Consider the following 15,627-nt stretch of genomic DNA (forward strand, 5'->3'; position numbering starts at 1 on the left):
GCCGGCCGCATGTTCGTCGCCGATCGAACCCATCTTGCATGGAGATTGTCATGAGCGATACGAATGATGCACTGCAGGCACTGCAAGCGTCGGTCGACAGCCTGAAGAAGACCGTCGACGCGAACGCGGGCAGCGAGGCCGGCGACGCCGCCGTGTTGTTTACCGTCGTGTCGCTGATGCTGGCCGAGTTGCCGCCCGACACGCGCAACCAGATCGAGGATTCGTTCTCCGTCTGGGCCAATGGTCTGCCGAATGCGGCACTGTCGACGGACGTGAAGCGAATCGCGCGACAGCGGCTCGCGATGACACTGTCCGACTGATCGCGGTTCGCCACGGTTGGCGCCATGTCCGGCCCGTACCGTGCAACCCGACTTCTCCTTCGGCCGCCACGCACGCATCGGCTGCGGTGCGCGCGCGGCCGGCCATGACCGGTTCGCGCACGCCACCGGCACGCGCGCTCGCGCTGCGGCACGTCTGCCGCGCTGGCCCACCCGCATCGCCCTCCGTTTGCCGGCAACCGGCGCCCTGCGCGCCGATGTCGCACCGCGCTCCGTTCGCGTTCCGCTCCCCCCTGCCGCCAGTCACCGCACGCGGCGCTCGCCGCGCACGCCCGTGCCGCCGCGTGTGCGCCCGTCTGTACTCCTTGTCGCTCGTGCACGCGCGCATGTGAGGGTGCAATTCGCGGTCGGTCCGGCATGGAACTGTGTCTTGGATGGCCCCCGCCGATTCGCTATTTTGAACGCAGTCGAAGCGATGCCGTGGGCTCCTCGCAGCACTCGCGCTTCCCGCCCCGACCGCGGCCGTGTGACACGCCGGCGCGCGCTGCGCGACAGCGTGGGCGCAGCACGCGCACCGCCGCGCCGCGCGTCGTGCGCCGCGCGTCGTGTGTTCGCGGTCGGGACGCGCGAGCGCCGCACCGCATCGGGACTTCACCCTTCGATCCACCTTCACAGACAGGAGCCAGACCACCATGCCCGCACTTTGCGATATCTGCCACGCCCGGCCGGCCGTCGCGCGCGCAACCGTGATGCAGGACGGCGAGCGCAAGACGATCTCGATTTGCGATTACCACTTCCGTCAGCTGATGCGGCATCAAAGCATGCTGAACCCGTTCGATTCGCTGCTCGGCGGCGGCGGCTCGTCGTCGCTGTTCGGCGAGCTCGGCGACGAATCGCCGCTCGCCGCCGAGATCCCGCGCGAATCGGTCGACCCTACCGACGCGTTCAGCGAACAGACGCTCGAACTGCTGCAGCGTGCGGCCGAGAAGGCGCACGAGCTGCGCCGCAGCGAACTCGACTCCGAACACCTGCTCTACGCGCTCGCGGACACCGACGTGTGCGCCGCGCTGCTGAAGGAACTGAAGCTGTCGCCGCAGGACATCAAGTCGTATATCGACGAGCATGCGCACACCGGCACGGCCGCCCCCGATGCGCCGCTCGACAAGCTGTCGATCTCGCCGCGCGTGAAGAAGGCCGTGCAATACGCGTTCCAGGCGTCGCGCGATCTCGGCCATTCGTATATCGGCCCCGAGCACCTGCTGATCGGGCTCGCATCCGTGCCGGACAGCATCGCCGGCACGCTGCTGAAGAAATACGGCGTGACGCCCGAGGCGCTGCGCCAGAAGGTCGTGAAGGTGGTCGGCAAGGGCGCCGAGGACGGCCGCGTCGATGCACCGACCGGCACGCCGAACCTCGACAAGTTCGGCCGCGACCTCACCGCGATCGCGCGCCAGGGCAAGCTCGACCCAGTGCTCGGCCGCGCGCAGGAAATCGAGAGCACGATCGAAGTGCTCGCGCGCCGCAAGAAGAACAACCCGGTGCTGATCGGCGAGCCGGGCGTCGGCAAGACGGCGATCGTCGAAGGGCTCGCGCAGCGGATCGTCAACGGCGACGTGCCCGAGGTGCTGCGCAACAAGCGGCTCGTCGAAGTCAACATCAACTCGATGGTGGCCGGCGCCAAGTATCGCGGCGAATTCGAGGAGCGCGCGAAGCAGTTGATCGACGAAGTGACCGCGAAGCAGGACGAACTGATCCTGTTCATCGACGAGCTGCATACGATCGTCGGCGCCGGCCAGGGCGGCGGCGAAGGCGGCCTCGACATCGCGAACGTGCTGAAGCCCGCGCTCGCGCGCGGCGAGCTGAGCCTGATCGGCGCGACGACGCTCAACGAATACCAGAAGTACATCGAGAAGGACGCGGCGCTCGAACGGCGCTTTCAGCCGGTGTTCGTGCCGGAGCCGAGCGTCGAGCAGACGATCGTGATCCTGCGCGGGCTGCGCGACAGCCTCGAGGCGCACCACCAGGTGACGTTCGCCGACGACGCGTTCGTCGCGGCCGCGGAATTCGCCGACCGCTACATCACGTCGCGCTTCCTGCCCGACAAGGCGATCGACCTGATCGACCAGGCCGCCGCGCGCGTGCGGATCGGCGCGACGTCGCGCCCGGTCGACATTCAGGAAGGCGAAGCGCAGATCGCGCAACTGAAGCGCGAGCAGGACTACGCAACATCGCGCAAGCGCTTCGACGAAGCGAAGCAGTTCGAGGAGCAGATCAACGCGAAGCAGCAGGCGGTCGACGAAAAGATGGAGGCGTGGCAGCGCAAGACCGGCTCCGAGACGCTCGAGGTGACGGTCGAATCGGTCGCCGAAGTCGTGTCGCGCCTGACCGGCATCCCCGTGTCCGAACTCACGCAGGAAGAACGCCAGAAGCTGCTGAAGATGGAAGAGCAGTTGCGCGAGCGCGTGGTCGGCCAGAGCGACGCGGTGGTGGCCGTCAGCGATGCCGTGCGGCTGTCGCGCGCGGGGCTCGGCCAGACGCACCGGCCGATCGCGACGTTCCTGTTCCTCGGACCGACGGGCGTCGGCAAGACCGAGCTCGCGAAGGCGCTGGCCGAGACCGTGTTCGGCGACGAGCAGGCGATCATCCGCATCGACATGTCCGAGTACATGGAACGGCACGCGGTCGCGCGGCTGATCGGCGCGCCGCCCGGCTACGTCGGCTACGACGAAGGCGGCCAGCTCACCGAGCGCGTGCGGCGCCGCCCGTACAGCGTGATCCTGCTCGACGAGATCGAGAAGGCGCACCCGGACGTCTACAACGTGCTGCTGCAGGTGTTCGACGACGGCCGCCTGACCGACGGCAAGGGCCGCGTGGTCGACTTCAGCAACACGATCATCATCGCGACGAGCAACCTCGGCGCCGCGATCATCATGGACAACCTGACGCAGCCGGAAGCCGCGCGCAAGACCGACAAGGCGATCCGCGAGGCGCTGATGCAGGTGCTGAAGGGCCATTTCCGCCCCGAGTTCCTGAACCGGATCGACGAGGTGATCGTCTTCCACGCGCTGTCGAAGGAGAACATCCGCGCGATCGTGCAGATCCAGCTCGACCGCGTGGTGCGCACGGCCGCAGCGCAAGACATCACGCTCGTGATGGGCGATGCGCTCGTCGAGCACCTGACCGAAGCCGGCTACCAGCCGGAGTTCGGTGCGCGCGAGCTGAAGCGCCAGATCCGCCAGACCATCGAGACCAAACTCGCGAAGGAGATCCTCGCCGACCGGCTGAAATCGGGCGACCGCGTCGGGGTCGACTACGACAAGGACAGCGACGAAGTGAAGTTCGACAAGCTCGCCGCGCCTGAAGCGAAGGACACGAAGGACGCGAAGAAGGACGCCGACGGCAAGGCCAAGGGGAACGGCAAGGCGGCCGCCAAGGCATCCGGCGAAGCGAAGGACGGCGCTGCGCCCGCCGACGTGCCGCCCACCGAGCAATCGTCCGGCAAGAAGTCGTCCGGCGCGAAGAAGGACGCACACTGAAACCCCGCCTGCCCTGCACCCCGGGGCACGCATGACCGGCTCCGTCCACCGGACGGAGCCGCACCACGCCGCGACACGGCGCAACCCGAGCCACCCGCACCGGGCCCGGCTCATGGAGATTCTCATGACAAATCGACGCGAAGTGCCAGGCATCAGGAAGTACGATGGGCCCGCCGGCGGTTGGGGCGCGCTTCGCGCGACAGCCGAGGCCGTGCGCACGCAGATGGAAACCATCGAGGCGCCGATCGTGCTGATGCGGACCAACCAGCCTGACGGTTTCGACTGCCCCGGCTGCGCCTGGCCCGACAAGGAACACAAGTCGACGTTCCAGTTCTGCGAGAACGGCGCGAAGGCCGTCACGTGGGAAGCGACGACCAAGCGCGTGACGCCCGAGTTCTTCGCAGCGAACACCGTGTCGTCGCTGCTGCGCATGTCGGACTACGAACTGGAGAACATGGGCCGGCTCACGCATCCGCTCGTCTACGATCGCGCGACCGACACGTTCCGCGCGGTCGAATGGGACGACGCGTTCGCGCGCATCGGCGAAGTGCTGCGCGCGCTGCCACCGGAGCAGGTCGAGTTCTATACATCGGGCCGCGCGTCGAACGAAGCCGCATACCTGTACCAGCTGTTCGCGCGCGAGCTCGGCACCAACAACTTCCCCGACTGCTCGAACATGTGCCACGAGCCGACCAGCGTCGGCCTGCCGCAGTCGATCGGCATCGGCAAGGGCACCGTGTCGCTGGAGGATTTCGACCGCTGCGAGCTGATCATCTCGATCGGCCACAACCCCGGCACGAACCACCCGCGGATGATGGGCACCCTGCACGAATGCTCGCGGCGCAACGTGCCGATCATCGTGTTCAACCCGCTGCGCGAGCGCGCGCTCGAACGCTTCGCGGATCCGCAGGACATGATCGAGATGGCGTCGTTCGGCTCGACGCGGATCGCGTCGACGTACTACCAGCTCGACGCGGGCGGCGACGCAGCCGCGCTGAAGGGCATCATGAAGGCGCTGCTGCAGCTCGAAGCCGAGCGCGGCGACGTGCTCGACCGCGATTTCATCGCGCAGCACACCAACGGCTTCGACGCGTTCTCGGCCGACCTGCAGGTCACGTCGTGGGACGACATCGAGCGCGCGAGCGGCCTCAGCCAGGCGCAACTCGAACAGGTCGCGCTCGCCTACGCGAAGTCGAATGCGACGATCGTCACGTACGGGATGGGCGTCACGCAGCACAACAAGGGCACGGCAACCGTACGCCTGATCGCCGACCTGCTGCTGATGCGCGGCAACATCGGCAAGCCCGGCGCCGGCGTGTGCCCGCTGCGCGGCCATTCGAACGTCCAGGGCAACCGTACGGTCGGCATCACCGAGAAGCCGTCGGCCGAGTTCCTGAAGAAGATCGAGGACGTGTGCGGCTTCACGCCGCCCGCGCATCACGGGCATGACGCCGTGCAGGCGATGCAGGCGATGGTCGACGGCAACGCGAAGGCGCTGCTGTGCCTCGGCGGCAACTTCGCGGTCGCACTGCCCGATCCCGAGCTGTCGTTCCCGGCGATGGCGAAGCTCGACCTGAGCGTGCACCTCGGCACGAAGCTGAACCGTTCGCACCTGCTGGTCGGGAAGGAAACCTTCATCCTGCCCGTGCTCGGCCGCACCGAGCTCGACATGCAGGCGAGCGGCCGGCAATCGATCACGGTCGAGGATTCGATGTCGATGGTCCACGCGTCGGCCGGCAAGCTCAAGCCCGCGTCCGACCAGTTGCGCTCGGAGCCCGCGATCGTCGCGGGGATCGCGCATGCGACGCTGCCGAACAGCAAGGTCGCGTGGCTCGATTTGATTGCCGACTACGACCGCATCCGCGACCTGATCGACCGCACGGTGTCCGGCTTCGAGGCGTTCAACGAGCGCATCCGCACGCCGGGCGGCTTCCGGCTGCCGCTGCCGCCCACCGAGCGCGTGTGGCCCACGGCGACCGGCAAGGCGATGTTCTCGGTGTACAAGGGCGTCGCGGAAGACGCGGAAGTGCTCGGCGGCGAGCATGTGCTGCGGCTGATCACGCTGCGCAGCCACGATCAGTACAACACGACGATCTACGGGCTCGACGACCGCTATCGCGGCGTGTTCGGGCGGCGCGACGTGCTGTTCATGAACCCGGCGGATCTTGCGAAGTACGGGCTCGAACACGGCGACCTCGTCGACATCGAGACGATCACCGCGTCGGGTCGCACGCTGCGTCTCGAGAAGATCACCGCGATCGAGTACGACATCGCGCCGGGTTCGGTCGGCGCGTACTACCCGGAGGCGAACGTGCTCGTGCCGCTCGACTACATCGACAAGGAAAGCGGCACGCCGTCGTACAAGTCGGTGCCGGTACGCGTCGCGCGCTCGGCGGTCGTCTGATGCGCGGGCAGGCTTGCGGCGCATCACCGGCCGCGGGCCTGCCCTCGTCACACCGAAACGCTTTCACGGGCCACCGCATCGCAACCGCTGCGGCGGCCCCGCCCTTCCTTCTTCACTTCCTCGAAAACGCCCCGCTTACTGCGCTGCCGTCGGCGGCAGATGCGCACTGCCCTGCCGGCGCCGATACGCGCTGTCGCGCGACGCGAGCCAGTAGTACAGCGGCGACGTCAGCAGCAGCCCCACGAGCCACGACAGGTCCGCACCACCGAGATGCGCGGGAATCGGGCCCGCAACCATCGGCGTGTTCATGAACGGAATCTGCACGAGGATGCCGATCGCATACGCGAGCAGCGCCTGCGGATTGAAACGGCCGTAGATGCCGCCGTCCGCCATGAAGATCGACTTGATGTCGTACTTGCCCTTGTGGATCACGTAGAAGTCGATCAGGTTGATCGCCGTCCACGGCACCAGCACGACCAGCAGCGCGAGCACGAGATCGACGAGGTTGCCGACGAAGTTGGTCGACGCGCCGATCGCCGCGTAGCAGCACGCCACGAAGATCATGACCGACACCACAGCGCGCGTCTTCGCAGTCGGAATCCACTTGCAGGCGAACGTCTGCACCGACGTGATCACCGCGAGCACCGCGCCGTACAGGTTCAGCGCGTTGTGGCTGATCACGCTCAGCAGGAACAGCACGAGCATCAGCGGGCCGAGCGGGCCGGTCGCCTGCTTGACCGCATCCATCGTGTCCGCGCCGGCCGGCACCGCGAGCACCGCGACCGAGCCGAAGATGAACGCGAGCGTCGAGCCGATCGTGCAGCCGAGGTAGGTCGCCCAGAACGTCGACGCAACGCCGGCATCCTCCGGCAGATAGCGCGAATAGTCCGATACGTACGGCGCGAACGCGATCTGCCACAACGCCGACAGCGATACCGTCGCGAGCCAGCCCGCGAAGTTGAAGCCGCCGCGCGTCAGGAAATCGTCGGTCGTCACGTGCGTGAGGATCATCCAGAAGCCGACGAGAATGCCGATGCCGAGCACCCATGTACCGATACGGTTCAGGATATGGATGAAGCGGTAGCCGACGATGCCGATCAGCCCCGAGCCCACCGCGCCGATCACGATGCCGACGGGCACCGGCACCGACGCCGCGATGCCGTGCACCGACTTGCCGGCGAGCACGATGTTCGACGCGAAGAAGCCGACATACATCACGGCCGCGATCACCGTGACGAGCAGCGCGCCCCACGAACCGAACTGCGCGCGGCTCTGGATCATCTGCGGGATGCCCATCTGCGGCCCCTGCGCGGAATGCAGCGCCATCAGCACGCCGCCGACCGCCTGGCCGACGACGATCGCGACGATGCCCCACATCAGGTTCAGGTGAAATAGCTGCACGCCGAGCGCGCCGGTCACGATCGGCAGCGGCGCGATGTTGCCGCCGAACCAGAGCGTGAACAGGTCGCGCACCTTGCCGTGGCGTTCCGCGGGCGGCACGTAGCCGATCGTGTGTTTCTCTATCATCGGGGACGCGTTGCGGTCCACGTTCGTCATGGTGAAGTCTCCTGTCCTGCGCGGCGATGCGCGCTTGCCGTTTCAGCCGGCGCGCGCTGGGGTGCGCGCCGGCAATCGGGTCCGGATACGCGAGCGACGACGCACCGCGTGCACGCGCGACGGTGCCGGCCGAAGCGGACCATGCGCGGCGTGCGGGGACGGATGACATGTCACACCGGCACGTGTGCGGCCTCGTTGCGATCCAGATTGGAGACGATGGTGCGCCACGCGCGCCGGGGCCGGAAAATACTAAAAATATTTCCGGGACATACGAAAAAGCTCTGCAGCGGAAATTTCGGCGCCAATCGACTTCAGGTAAGGTGCTACGCGAAATGGACAGAATGCGCCCGCGGCAGCACGCCGGGGGCCGGGCATCAGAGGTGCTTGTGGCTCACTACACTTTGCGGCAACTGAAATACTTCGTGACGACGGTGGAATCCGGCAGCGTCGCCGAGGCGTCGCGCCAGCTCTTCATCGCGCAGCCGTCGATCTCCAGTGCGATCAAGGGGCTCGAGGAAAGCTTCGGCGTGAAGCTGTTCATCCGCCATCACGCGCAGGGCGTGTCGCTGACGCCGAGCGGCACGCGCTTCTACCGGAAAGCGCAGGAGCTGCTGCGCATCGCGCACGAATTCGAACAGAACGCGCTCGCCGACAACGACGTGATTACCGGGCAGATCGACATCGGCTGCTTCGAGACGGTCGCGCCGCTCTATCTGCCGCAACTGATCGCGGGGTTTCGCGAACGCTACCCGGGCGTCAACATCCGGCTGCGCGACGGCGACCAGCAGGAACTCGTGCAGGGCCTGACGTCCGGCACCTTCGATCTCGCGCTGATGTACGACCACGATCTCGACGGCACGATCGAAACCGAGCCGCTGATGCCGCCGCAGCAGCCGTACGTGCTGCTGCCGGAGAACCACCGGTTCGCGGGCCAGCCGCACGTGTCGCTGCGCGACCTCTGCGTCGAGCCGATGATCCTGCTCGACGTGCAGCCGAGCCGCACGTATTTCGTCAGCCTGTTTCATGAACTCGGGCTGACGCCGAACATCGTGTTCGGCTCGCCGTCGATCGAGATGGTGCGCGGGATGGTCGGCCAGGGATTCGGCTTCTCGCTGCTCGTCACGCGCCCGCATTCGGAATACACGTACGACGGCCGGCGCGTCGTGACGATCGGCCTCAGCGAAACGGTGAGCCCGTCCGGGCTCGTGAGCGCGCGCCTGAAACGCGGGCAGCTCACCAAGCAGGCGCAGTCGTTCGTCGATTTCTGCCGCGAGCGGCTCGCGCAGATCGTCGCGGAATCGGCGCGATAACGACGCAGAAAACGCACGCACCGCAGGACGGGCGCGTGCGTGCCGGCGGCCCGTTCAGGCGGCCGCGGACAGATGCGCGACCAGACGGCCCAGCATCGCGTCGCATCCGTGCAGTTGTTCGAGCGTGACGAACTCGTCGGGCTTGTGCCCCTGGTCCATGCTGCCGGGCCCGCACACCACGGTCGGGATGCCGACCTGCCCGAACAGCCCGCCCTCGGTGCCGAACGCAACCGTACCGAACGCCTCGGACCCGCTCAGCATCGCGAGCAGGTGCGCGGCTTCGCTATCCGGCGCGGTCGCGAGCCCCGGGTACGCACCCAGCGGCTGCAGCTGGATGTCGGTATCGGGCTGCACCGCGCGCATCCTCGGCAACAGTTCGGATTCCGCATAGTCCCGCAGCTTCCTCGGCACGTCGTGCGCATCGAAATCCGGCAGCGCACGCACCTCGAAATCGAACTCGCATTCGGCCGGCACGATGTTCAGCGCGCGGCCGCCCTTGATCAGCCCCGTCTGCACGGTCGAGAACGGCGGATCGAAGCGGCTGTCGTGCCGTTCGGGCCGCGCGAGCGTCGCGCCGATCTCGCCGAGCCGGCCGATCAGCTTCGCCGCATAGTCGATCGCGTTGACGCCCGACGGTGCGTACGCCGAGTGGCACGCAGCGCCCTTCACGTGGCAGCGCATCGCGAGCTTGCCCTTGTGACCGAGCACCGGTCTCAGTTCGGTCGGCTCGCCGATCAGGCACAGGCGCGGCCGGTGCTCGCGCGCGGCCAGTTCCGCGAGCATCGGCCGCACGCCGAGACAGCCGACTTCTTCGTCGTACGAGAACGCGAGATGCACGGGCACGCTCAGCGGCCGTGCGACGAACGTCGGTACGGCCGCAAGCACCGACGCGATGAAGCCCTTCATGTCGGCCGTGCCGCGACCGTACAGGCGGCCGTCGCGCTCGGTCAGCCGGAACGGCTCGACCGTCCACGCCTGCCCGTCGACCGGCACCACGTCGGTATGGCCCGACAGCGCGATGCCGCCGCGATCGCGCGGCCCGATCGTCGCGTACAGGCTCGCCTTCGTGCGGTCCGCGTTGTAGAACAGTTCGCTCGCGACGCCGAAGCCCGCGAGATAGTCGCGGACGAACTCGATCATCTCGAGATTCGAATCGCGGCTGACCGTCGCGAAACCGATCAGCCGTTCGAGCAGCGCGCGGCTCGATGTGTCACTCATCGCCCGGCACTCCGTAGCTCGGTGCGGCGGTCGGGTTCAGCGCGCGGGTCTGGTAATCCTGCATCTGCGGGCGATACGCGCGCCACAGCGTGTCGAGCTGCCCGATCGGGTCGGCATCGGCCCAATCGACGCGCAGGTCGACCACCGGCCAGGTCACGTCGCCGGCCACCTTCAGCGCGGCCGAATGAACCGGCCCCGCCTCGCCGCCGGCTGCCATTGCCGCGTGCATCGCGGCCAGCAGGCGATCGGCGAGCAGGCCGGGCGCCTGTTCGAACGCTTCCACCATCGCATCGATCACGGCCGGCGCGGCCAGCAGGTTGCCGGCCGCCACGCATTGCTCGCCCTGCACCGCGTGATGCGTGCCGAGCGCTTCCTTGCCGGTGAAGCACGCCGTCTGCCCTTGCCCGTCGATCACCGTGACCTGCCGGTACTGGCTCCAGCCGTTCGCGCTGAGCGCGCGGTCGAGCGCCGCGGCGGGCGCGAGCTGTTCGTGCTCGATCAGGTCGAGAATCTGCGGGCCGAGCGCCGGCAGCGTGATGTTCTGCGTCGCGACGGCACCGACGCCCGCGCGCACCCACGGGCAGCGCGCGCCCACCGCGATACTCGACGAGCTGATCGCGATCCCGAGCTGGCCCGTTTCCGGGCAGCGCCCGACGATGGAGAAAGTCATGTCGCCTCCTGTGCGCGGTTCGGCTGCCAGTTGTCCGGGATCACCGCGATCACGTCGATCTCCATCAGCCACTGCGGCTGGCCGAGCGCGGACACGACGAGCCCCGTCGAGATCGGATAGACGCCCTTCAGCCACTTGCCGACTTCCTGGTACACGGGCTCGCGGTAACGCGGGTCGATCAGGTAGGTCGTCGTCTTCACGATGTGCGTGATGTCGCTGCCGGCTTCCTCCAGCAACTGCTTGACGTTCTTCATCGCCTGCCCGGCCTGCGCGCGCGCGTCGCCGAGGCCGATCAGCTTGCCGTCGAAATCGGTACCGACCTGGCCGCGCACGTAGACGGTATTACCGGCCCGCACGGCCTGGCACAGGTCGTTGTCGAGCGTCTGGTTCGGATAGGTATCCTTCGTGTTGAACATGCGGATACGGGTATGGGTGGGTTGGCTCATCGAAATCCTTCAGTCGTCAATGGTCACGCCGCCGCACCGGACGCGAACGCGGCGCGGCAGGCAGCATGCGTTCGGTCAGTTCACCGCGTCGACAAGCGGCTGCGCGTCGGCGTGCGCCGCGGCGCCGTCCTGCTCCGGGCGCGATGTCGAGCGATGCTGCGACGCGTCGTGGTATTCGAGGTACTTGCGCTGCGTCACGATGTGATCGGCGATGTGCTTTGCGTCGTGCCACACGCCCCAGATGAAGCTGGAACCGCGCCGCGACAGCCACGGCAGCCCGAGGAAATAGATGCCCGGCTCCTTCGCCACGCCGCGCTGGTGCTGCGGCTTGCCGTTCGCCGCGAACGCGTCGACGTTCAGCCAGCCGTAGTCGAGCGCATAGCCGGTCGCCCAGACGATCGACGTGACGCCGGCGCCGGCCAGGTCGAGCGAGAGGATCGGATGCGCGACGCATTCGGGGTCCGGCAGGATGCGGCGCGCGTCCGGCTCTTCCGGCAGGTCGAGGCCGTTGCGTGCCGCGTACGCGTCGGCCGCGTCGAGCAGCGACAGGTAGTTCTCGTCGCCGCGTGCGAGATTGATCGCGAGGTCGGGTTCGAACGCGGCCACGCCGCCGTCGAACGACTTCGTCAGCCCGACGAGCGTCACGCCCTGGTTCGCGAGCGCGCGGAAATCGACCGTATGGCCGCCGCGCGCGCCGCTCACCGCGATCGTCACGTGTTCGCGGCCGGGCGTCGCGACTTCCTTGTCCCATTCGCCGAGCACGCCGAGCCACCAGCAGAAGTCGCGGCCGCGATATGCGCGCGGCGGGCGGTCGTGCGGCCCGACCGACAGGTAGACCTGCCGGCCCGCGCGTTGCAGCTCGTCGGCGATCTGCACGCCCGACGAACCCGCGCCGACCACCAGCACCGCGCCTTCCGGGAGCTGGCCCGGGTTGCGATAGTCGGCGGAATGGATCTGCACGAGACGCGCGTCGTCCGGCGCGATCGGCGGAATGACCGGGCGCTGGAACGGCCCCGTCGCGACAACCACACGGTTCGCCTCGATCGTGCCGTCCGATGTTTCGACGATGAAGCCCGGCTTGCCCGCATTGCGCACGACGTTCTTCACGTCGACGCCCGTGCGGATCGGCGCATTGAATTTGCGCGCATACGCTTCGAAGTAGTCCGCGACCTGGTCTTTCGACGCGAACGCATCGGAATCGAGGCCGTCGAATTCGAGCCCCGGGAAGCGGTCGTGCCACGCGGGGCCGTTCGCGACCAGCGAATCCCAGCGCCCCGTGCGCCAGCGTTCGGCGATGCGGCTGCGCTCGAGCACGAGATGCGGCACGCCCAGCTTGCCCAGGTGCTCGCTCATGGCCACGCCGGCCTGCCCGGCGCCGACGACGAGCGTATCGATTGAGGTTGTTTCGACTGCCACGGCTGTCTCCTTCTGAAGTGCGGCTCGCCGCGACGCTCATGCTGTCGCGCGAGTTGGAATGGAGACATTCTGCTGACACGCCGGCGCGCGCGAAATGATGTTTTTTGTTGGTGTTGACGAGCAAAAAGCTGGGCGTGGCGTGGATGGCGAGCGGCGCAGGACGGCGCGCCGCTTCGAATCGCCTCGACAGCACGATGGCCGGGAGCGGTTCGCCCCCTGCGCTTCAGTTTCGAAGAATGGATTTTTCGATGCGATTGAGCGGAGATTCGAAACCATCAACCGGTATTGCGCCGGCGCCCGCTCGCGTGGCGGGCGCCGGCTTCAACGGGTCGTGCCGGCTACACGTCGGTCCACGCGCCGGTGCCCTGCCGATACTGGATCGCGCCGCCGCTGAGCCGCACCCGCAGGTTGCCGTCCGGCAACTGTACCCAGGTCAGCATGTCGAGGCCCTGCATCAGGTTGACGAAGAACGCCTGCAACTCTGGCGACTGGCTGGCCTGCCAGAGGTCGATACGCCCGAGGCACGCGCGCAGGTTGCCGTTCTGTTGCATGATCGTGTCGACCTGTCCGGCCACATCCGACGCCGCATCGTAGACCGGCGTGCCGTCGCCGCTGACGATCGACAGGTGGATTGCGCGCACCGACGCCGGCTGGCCCGGCGTCTGCTCGACGAGCGCGATGCAGCTCGTCATCGCGCCGAAATCGATTTCCGTCGCATCTCCCCAGTTGCGCTCGCCAACCGCCAGCGGCGCGGGACCTTGTACTTGCTGAATGATGTAGGGCATGGGTTCCTCGCATGACTCGATGGGACTGCTGGTGCCTGGCAGGGCCGCGACGCGTTCGAGGCAACGGACGTGCGTCGGTCCCGCCGCTCACATCCCGCGTCGGGCCCGATAGCCCGGCGGGTCGTGTCGATTGATTCTTTGTCGCTGCGCGCGCGGAAGTCAAACGAGATGCGTTCACGGACTGATTGCTCGCGACGTTCGTCATCGACGCACTCGACACCACCGCACGAACGATTGCGCGCGCATCGATTCAATGCAGGTCGTTTCGCTCCGGGCCGTCATCGACGTCGTCCGCCCTGCCGGCGGCTGCATCGTCCTGCGCCGCCGGCACGCCTTCGCTCTGCTTCCACAAGAACGTCCGCAGCCACCGGACGTGAAGCGGCGATGCGCCGCGGCGCGCGCTACGCGCCCTTCTTGTCCAGCAGCGCCTGATACTTCTGCAGGCTCTCGTCGATCTTGTCGAGCGCGATGCTCGCGGCCTCCCCTTCGATCGCCTCCGCGGCGCCCGCGACGAGCGCCGCGGTCGCGACGAACAGGTCCGTCAACAGCAGGCCCACCGCATCCATCGCCATCCCGCGCTCGTTCTCGTCGATGGTCTTCTGCGCCAGATCCTTCATCAGCACGCTTTTGCCCGCGATCGCCAGCGACGTCGACGCCTCGAAGTAGTTGGCCGCCGCCTGCGCGACCAGGCCGCCCGCCTGCGTGATCATCATGTTCGGGCCGACGGCGATCTGCGTCGTCGCGTAGGACGCAGTCTCCGCGTTGATCGCCTGCACGGTCTGCAGCGCCGAGCCGCCGGGCCCGGCCGCATCGGCGATCTGGTTCGGCGCCTTCAGCGCATCGGTGAGCCTGCGCAGCCGGTTGGCCGGCCACGTGCGCGGGCCAGCCTTCGACGCCGCGGCGTGCGGTGCGACCTCGGCCGGCGTTGCTGCTTCGGCTGCTCCAGCTACGGTGTCTGCAGCGTCTGCGGTATCGCCCGGCGTCTGCGGCGCGCCGTCGCCGCGTCCGCCCAACAGGCCTTTCATGTTCATGGTTCAGGTATCCCGAGAGTCATCGCGTGCTAATGCGTGGAACCCGTCTGCGGCCCGGCCGTCGGGGCATGCGCCGCGCCGCCCGAGGCCGGCTTCGGCGACGCTTCGACGGACAGGATCATGGCCACCGCCTTCGACACGACCGCGTTCGAAATCTGGTTCAGCGCCGCCTGCTGCTGCGTCATGTTCTGCGCCGAGATGCCGACGGCCTGGCTGAACATCTGGTAAAGCATGCCCAGTGCCTGGGCCGGGGAGCCCGCGACGACGTTGACATTGGTCTGCGTCAGCGCGTCGGTAACCTGCTCATTGACTTTGTCTGCCACGAGGCCTCCTTGGATCTCGGCTCCGGCATGCGATTGAAGGAACGGCGGGCCGGCAGGCCATCGACGCCGCGCATGCCGTTAGGAACGCTGCGTGCCAGCGTTCGTGAACGCGCTCAGGCGAGTTCCTCGCGCAACTTCTTGCGCAGCAGCTCGACGCGCTTTCTGGCCAGCGGCTCATTGATCCCGAGCGTCGCCGCGATGTGCAGATAGGGCCGGTCCTCCTCGAACTTCAGCGTGAACAGCATCTGCTGCTGCGGCGGGAGCGTGGACAGCACCTGCTCGAGACGCAGCAGCTGTTGCCGGAGCAGCAGTTGCTGCTCCACCGACGGCGCGTGGCCGGCCAGCTCGACGGTGTGATCGTCGTCCCAGCCCGGGTCGAATTCGAGCATGCCGCTTTCGCGCAGACGACGGCGCGCGCCATCGAGGAACGCATGGTTCAGCGCCAGAAAGAGAAAGCCGGCCAGGTTCCGAACGCGCTCGGGCGAACGCTGCAGGTAAATGTGGACCTTGAGTGCGGTATCGGAGAGCAGTTCGTCGGCACGGTGAATATCGCCCTTGCACAACAGGCGCGCGCGGCGCCGCAATTTCCCCTGCATTTCCCGCCACGTGTGATCGAGCTGCTGCGCCGGCGACTCAGGCGTCGAAACAGCATG

The 15,627-nt window shown here is 67.5% G+C and carries 13 protein-coding genes; 4 read left to right on the top strand and 9 right to left on the bottom strand.

The window, feature by feature from the left end:
- The first annotated feature begins 50 nt into the window (after positions 1-50).
- The 3 genes from R9B84_RS19230 to R9B84_RS19240 all read left to right on the top strand — a co-directional run bounded on the left by R9B84_RS19230 (position 51) and on the right by R9B84_RS19240 (position 6,218).
- Positions 51-320: a hypothetical protein gene (locus tag R9B84_RS19230; RefSeq protein ID WP_423760937.1), complete on the top strand. Its 270-nt coding sequence runs from the start codon at positions 51-53 to the stop codon at positions 318-320.
- 650 nt (positions 321-970) lie between these two features.
- Positions 971-3,814: an ATP-dependent Clp protease ATP-binding subunit gene (locus R9B84_RS19235; protein ID WP_423760938.1), complete on the top strand. Its 2,844-nt coding sequence runs from the start codon at positions 971-973 to the stop codon at positions 3,812-3,814.
- A 124-nt stretch (positions 3,815-3,938) separates the two neighbouring features.
- Positions 3,939-6,218: an FdhF/YdeP family oxidoreductase gene (locus R9B84_RS19240; RefSeq protein WP_423760939.1), complete on the top strand. Its 2,280-nt coding sequence runs from the start codon at positions 3,939-3,941 to the stop codon at positions 6,216-6,218.
- Positions 6,219-6,353: 135 nt separating this feature from the next.
- Here R9B84_RS19240 and R9B84_RS19245 read toward each other — a convergent pair whose 3' ends face one another.
- Positions 6,354-7,775 (bottom strand): purine-cytosine permease family protein, encoded by a 1,422-nt coding sequence (locus R9B84_RS19245; RefSeq protein WP_423760940.1) that lies wholly within the window; start codon positions 7,773-7,775, stop codon positions 6,354-6,356.
- A gap of 386 nt (positions 7,776-8,161) precedes the next feature.
- Here R9B84_RS19245 and R9B84_RS19250 point away from each other — a divergent pair, with 386 nt between their 5' ends.
- Positions 8,162-9,085 carry a LysR substrate-binding domain-containing protein gene (locus R9B84_RS19250; RefSeq protein ID WP_047904165.1) on the top strand — a complete coding sequence of 308 codons (924 nt, stop codon included), beginning with the start codon at positions 8,162-8,164 and terminating at the stop codon, positions 9,083-9,085.
- Positions 9,086-9,139: 54 nt separating this feature from the next.
- Here the strand turns inward: R9B84_RS19250 and argE are convergent, their stop codons facing one another.
- The 8 genes from argE to R9B84_RS19290 all read right to left on the bottom strand — a co-directional run bounded on the left by argE (position 9,140) and on the right by R9B84_RS19290 (position 15,570).
- A complete protein-coding gene (gene argE, locus R9B84_RS19255) occupies positions 9,140-10,303 on the bottom strand; it encodes an acetylornithine deacetylase (RefSeq protein WP_423760941.1) in 1,164 nt (387 codons plus the stop codon).
- The gene (locus R9B84_RS19260) at positions 10,296-10,973 is read right to left on the bottom strand and encodes a DUF1028 domain-containing protein (protein ID WP_423760942.1); all 678 of its coding nucleotides are present in this window, start codon (positions 10,971-10,973) and stop codon (positions 10,296-10,298) included. Before R9B84_RS19260 ends, argE begins: the two co-directional genes overlap by 8 nt.
- Positions 10,970-11,419 (bottom strand): RidA family protein, encoded by a 450-nt coding sequence (locus R9B84_RS19265; RefSeq protein ID WP_423760943.1) that lies wholly within the window; start codon positions 11,417-11,419, stop codon positions 10,970-10,972. Before R9B84_RS19265 ends, R9B84_RS19260 begins: the two co-directional genes overlap by 4 nt.
- A 75-nt stretch (positions 11,420-11,494) precedes the next feature.
- Entirely contained in the window at positions 11,495-12,835 is a 1,341-nt protein-coding gene (locus R9B84_RS19270) for a flavin-containing monooxygenase (RefSeq protein WP_423760944.1), read from the bottom strand.
- A gap of 338 nt (positions 12,836-13,173) precedes the next feature.
- Positions 13,174-13,620, bottom strand: a complete 447-nt coding sequence (locus R9B84_RS19275) for a hypothetical protein (protein WP_423760945.1) — start codon at positions 13,618-13,620, stop codon at positions 13,174-13,176.
- Positions 13,621-14,021: 401 nt separating this feature from the next.
- Positions 14,022-14,651 (bottom strand): hypothetical protein, encoded by a 630-nt coding sequence (locus R9B84_RS19280; protein WP_423760946.1) that lies wholly within the window; start codon positions 14,649-14,651, stop codon positions 14,022-14,024.
- 29 nt (positions 14,652-14,680) lie between these two features.
- The gene (locus R9B84_RS19285; RefSeq protein ID WP_048250024.1) at positions 14,681-14,974 is read right to left on the bottom strand and encodes a RebB family R body protein; all 294 of its coding nucleotides are present in this window, start codon (positions 14,972-14,974) and stop codon (positions 14,681-14,683) included.
- Positions 14,975-15,087: 113 nt separating this feature from the next.
- Positions 15,088-15,570, bottom strand: a complete 483-nt coding sequence (locus R9B84_RS19290; protein ID WP_423760947.1) for an RNA polymerase sigma factor — start codon at positions 15,568-15,570, stop codon at positions 15,088-15,090.
- Between the last annotated feature and the right edge of the window lie 57 nt (positions 15,571-15,627).

The organism is Burkholderia sp. NLJ2 (assembly GCF_049487195.1).
Classification (GTDB): Bacteria; Pseudomonadota; Gammaproteobacteria; order Burkholderiales; family Burkholderiaceae; genus Burkholderia; species Burkholderia pyrrocinia.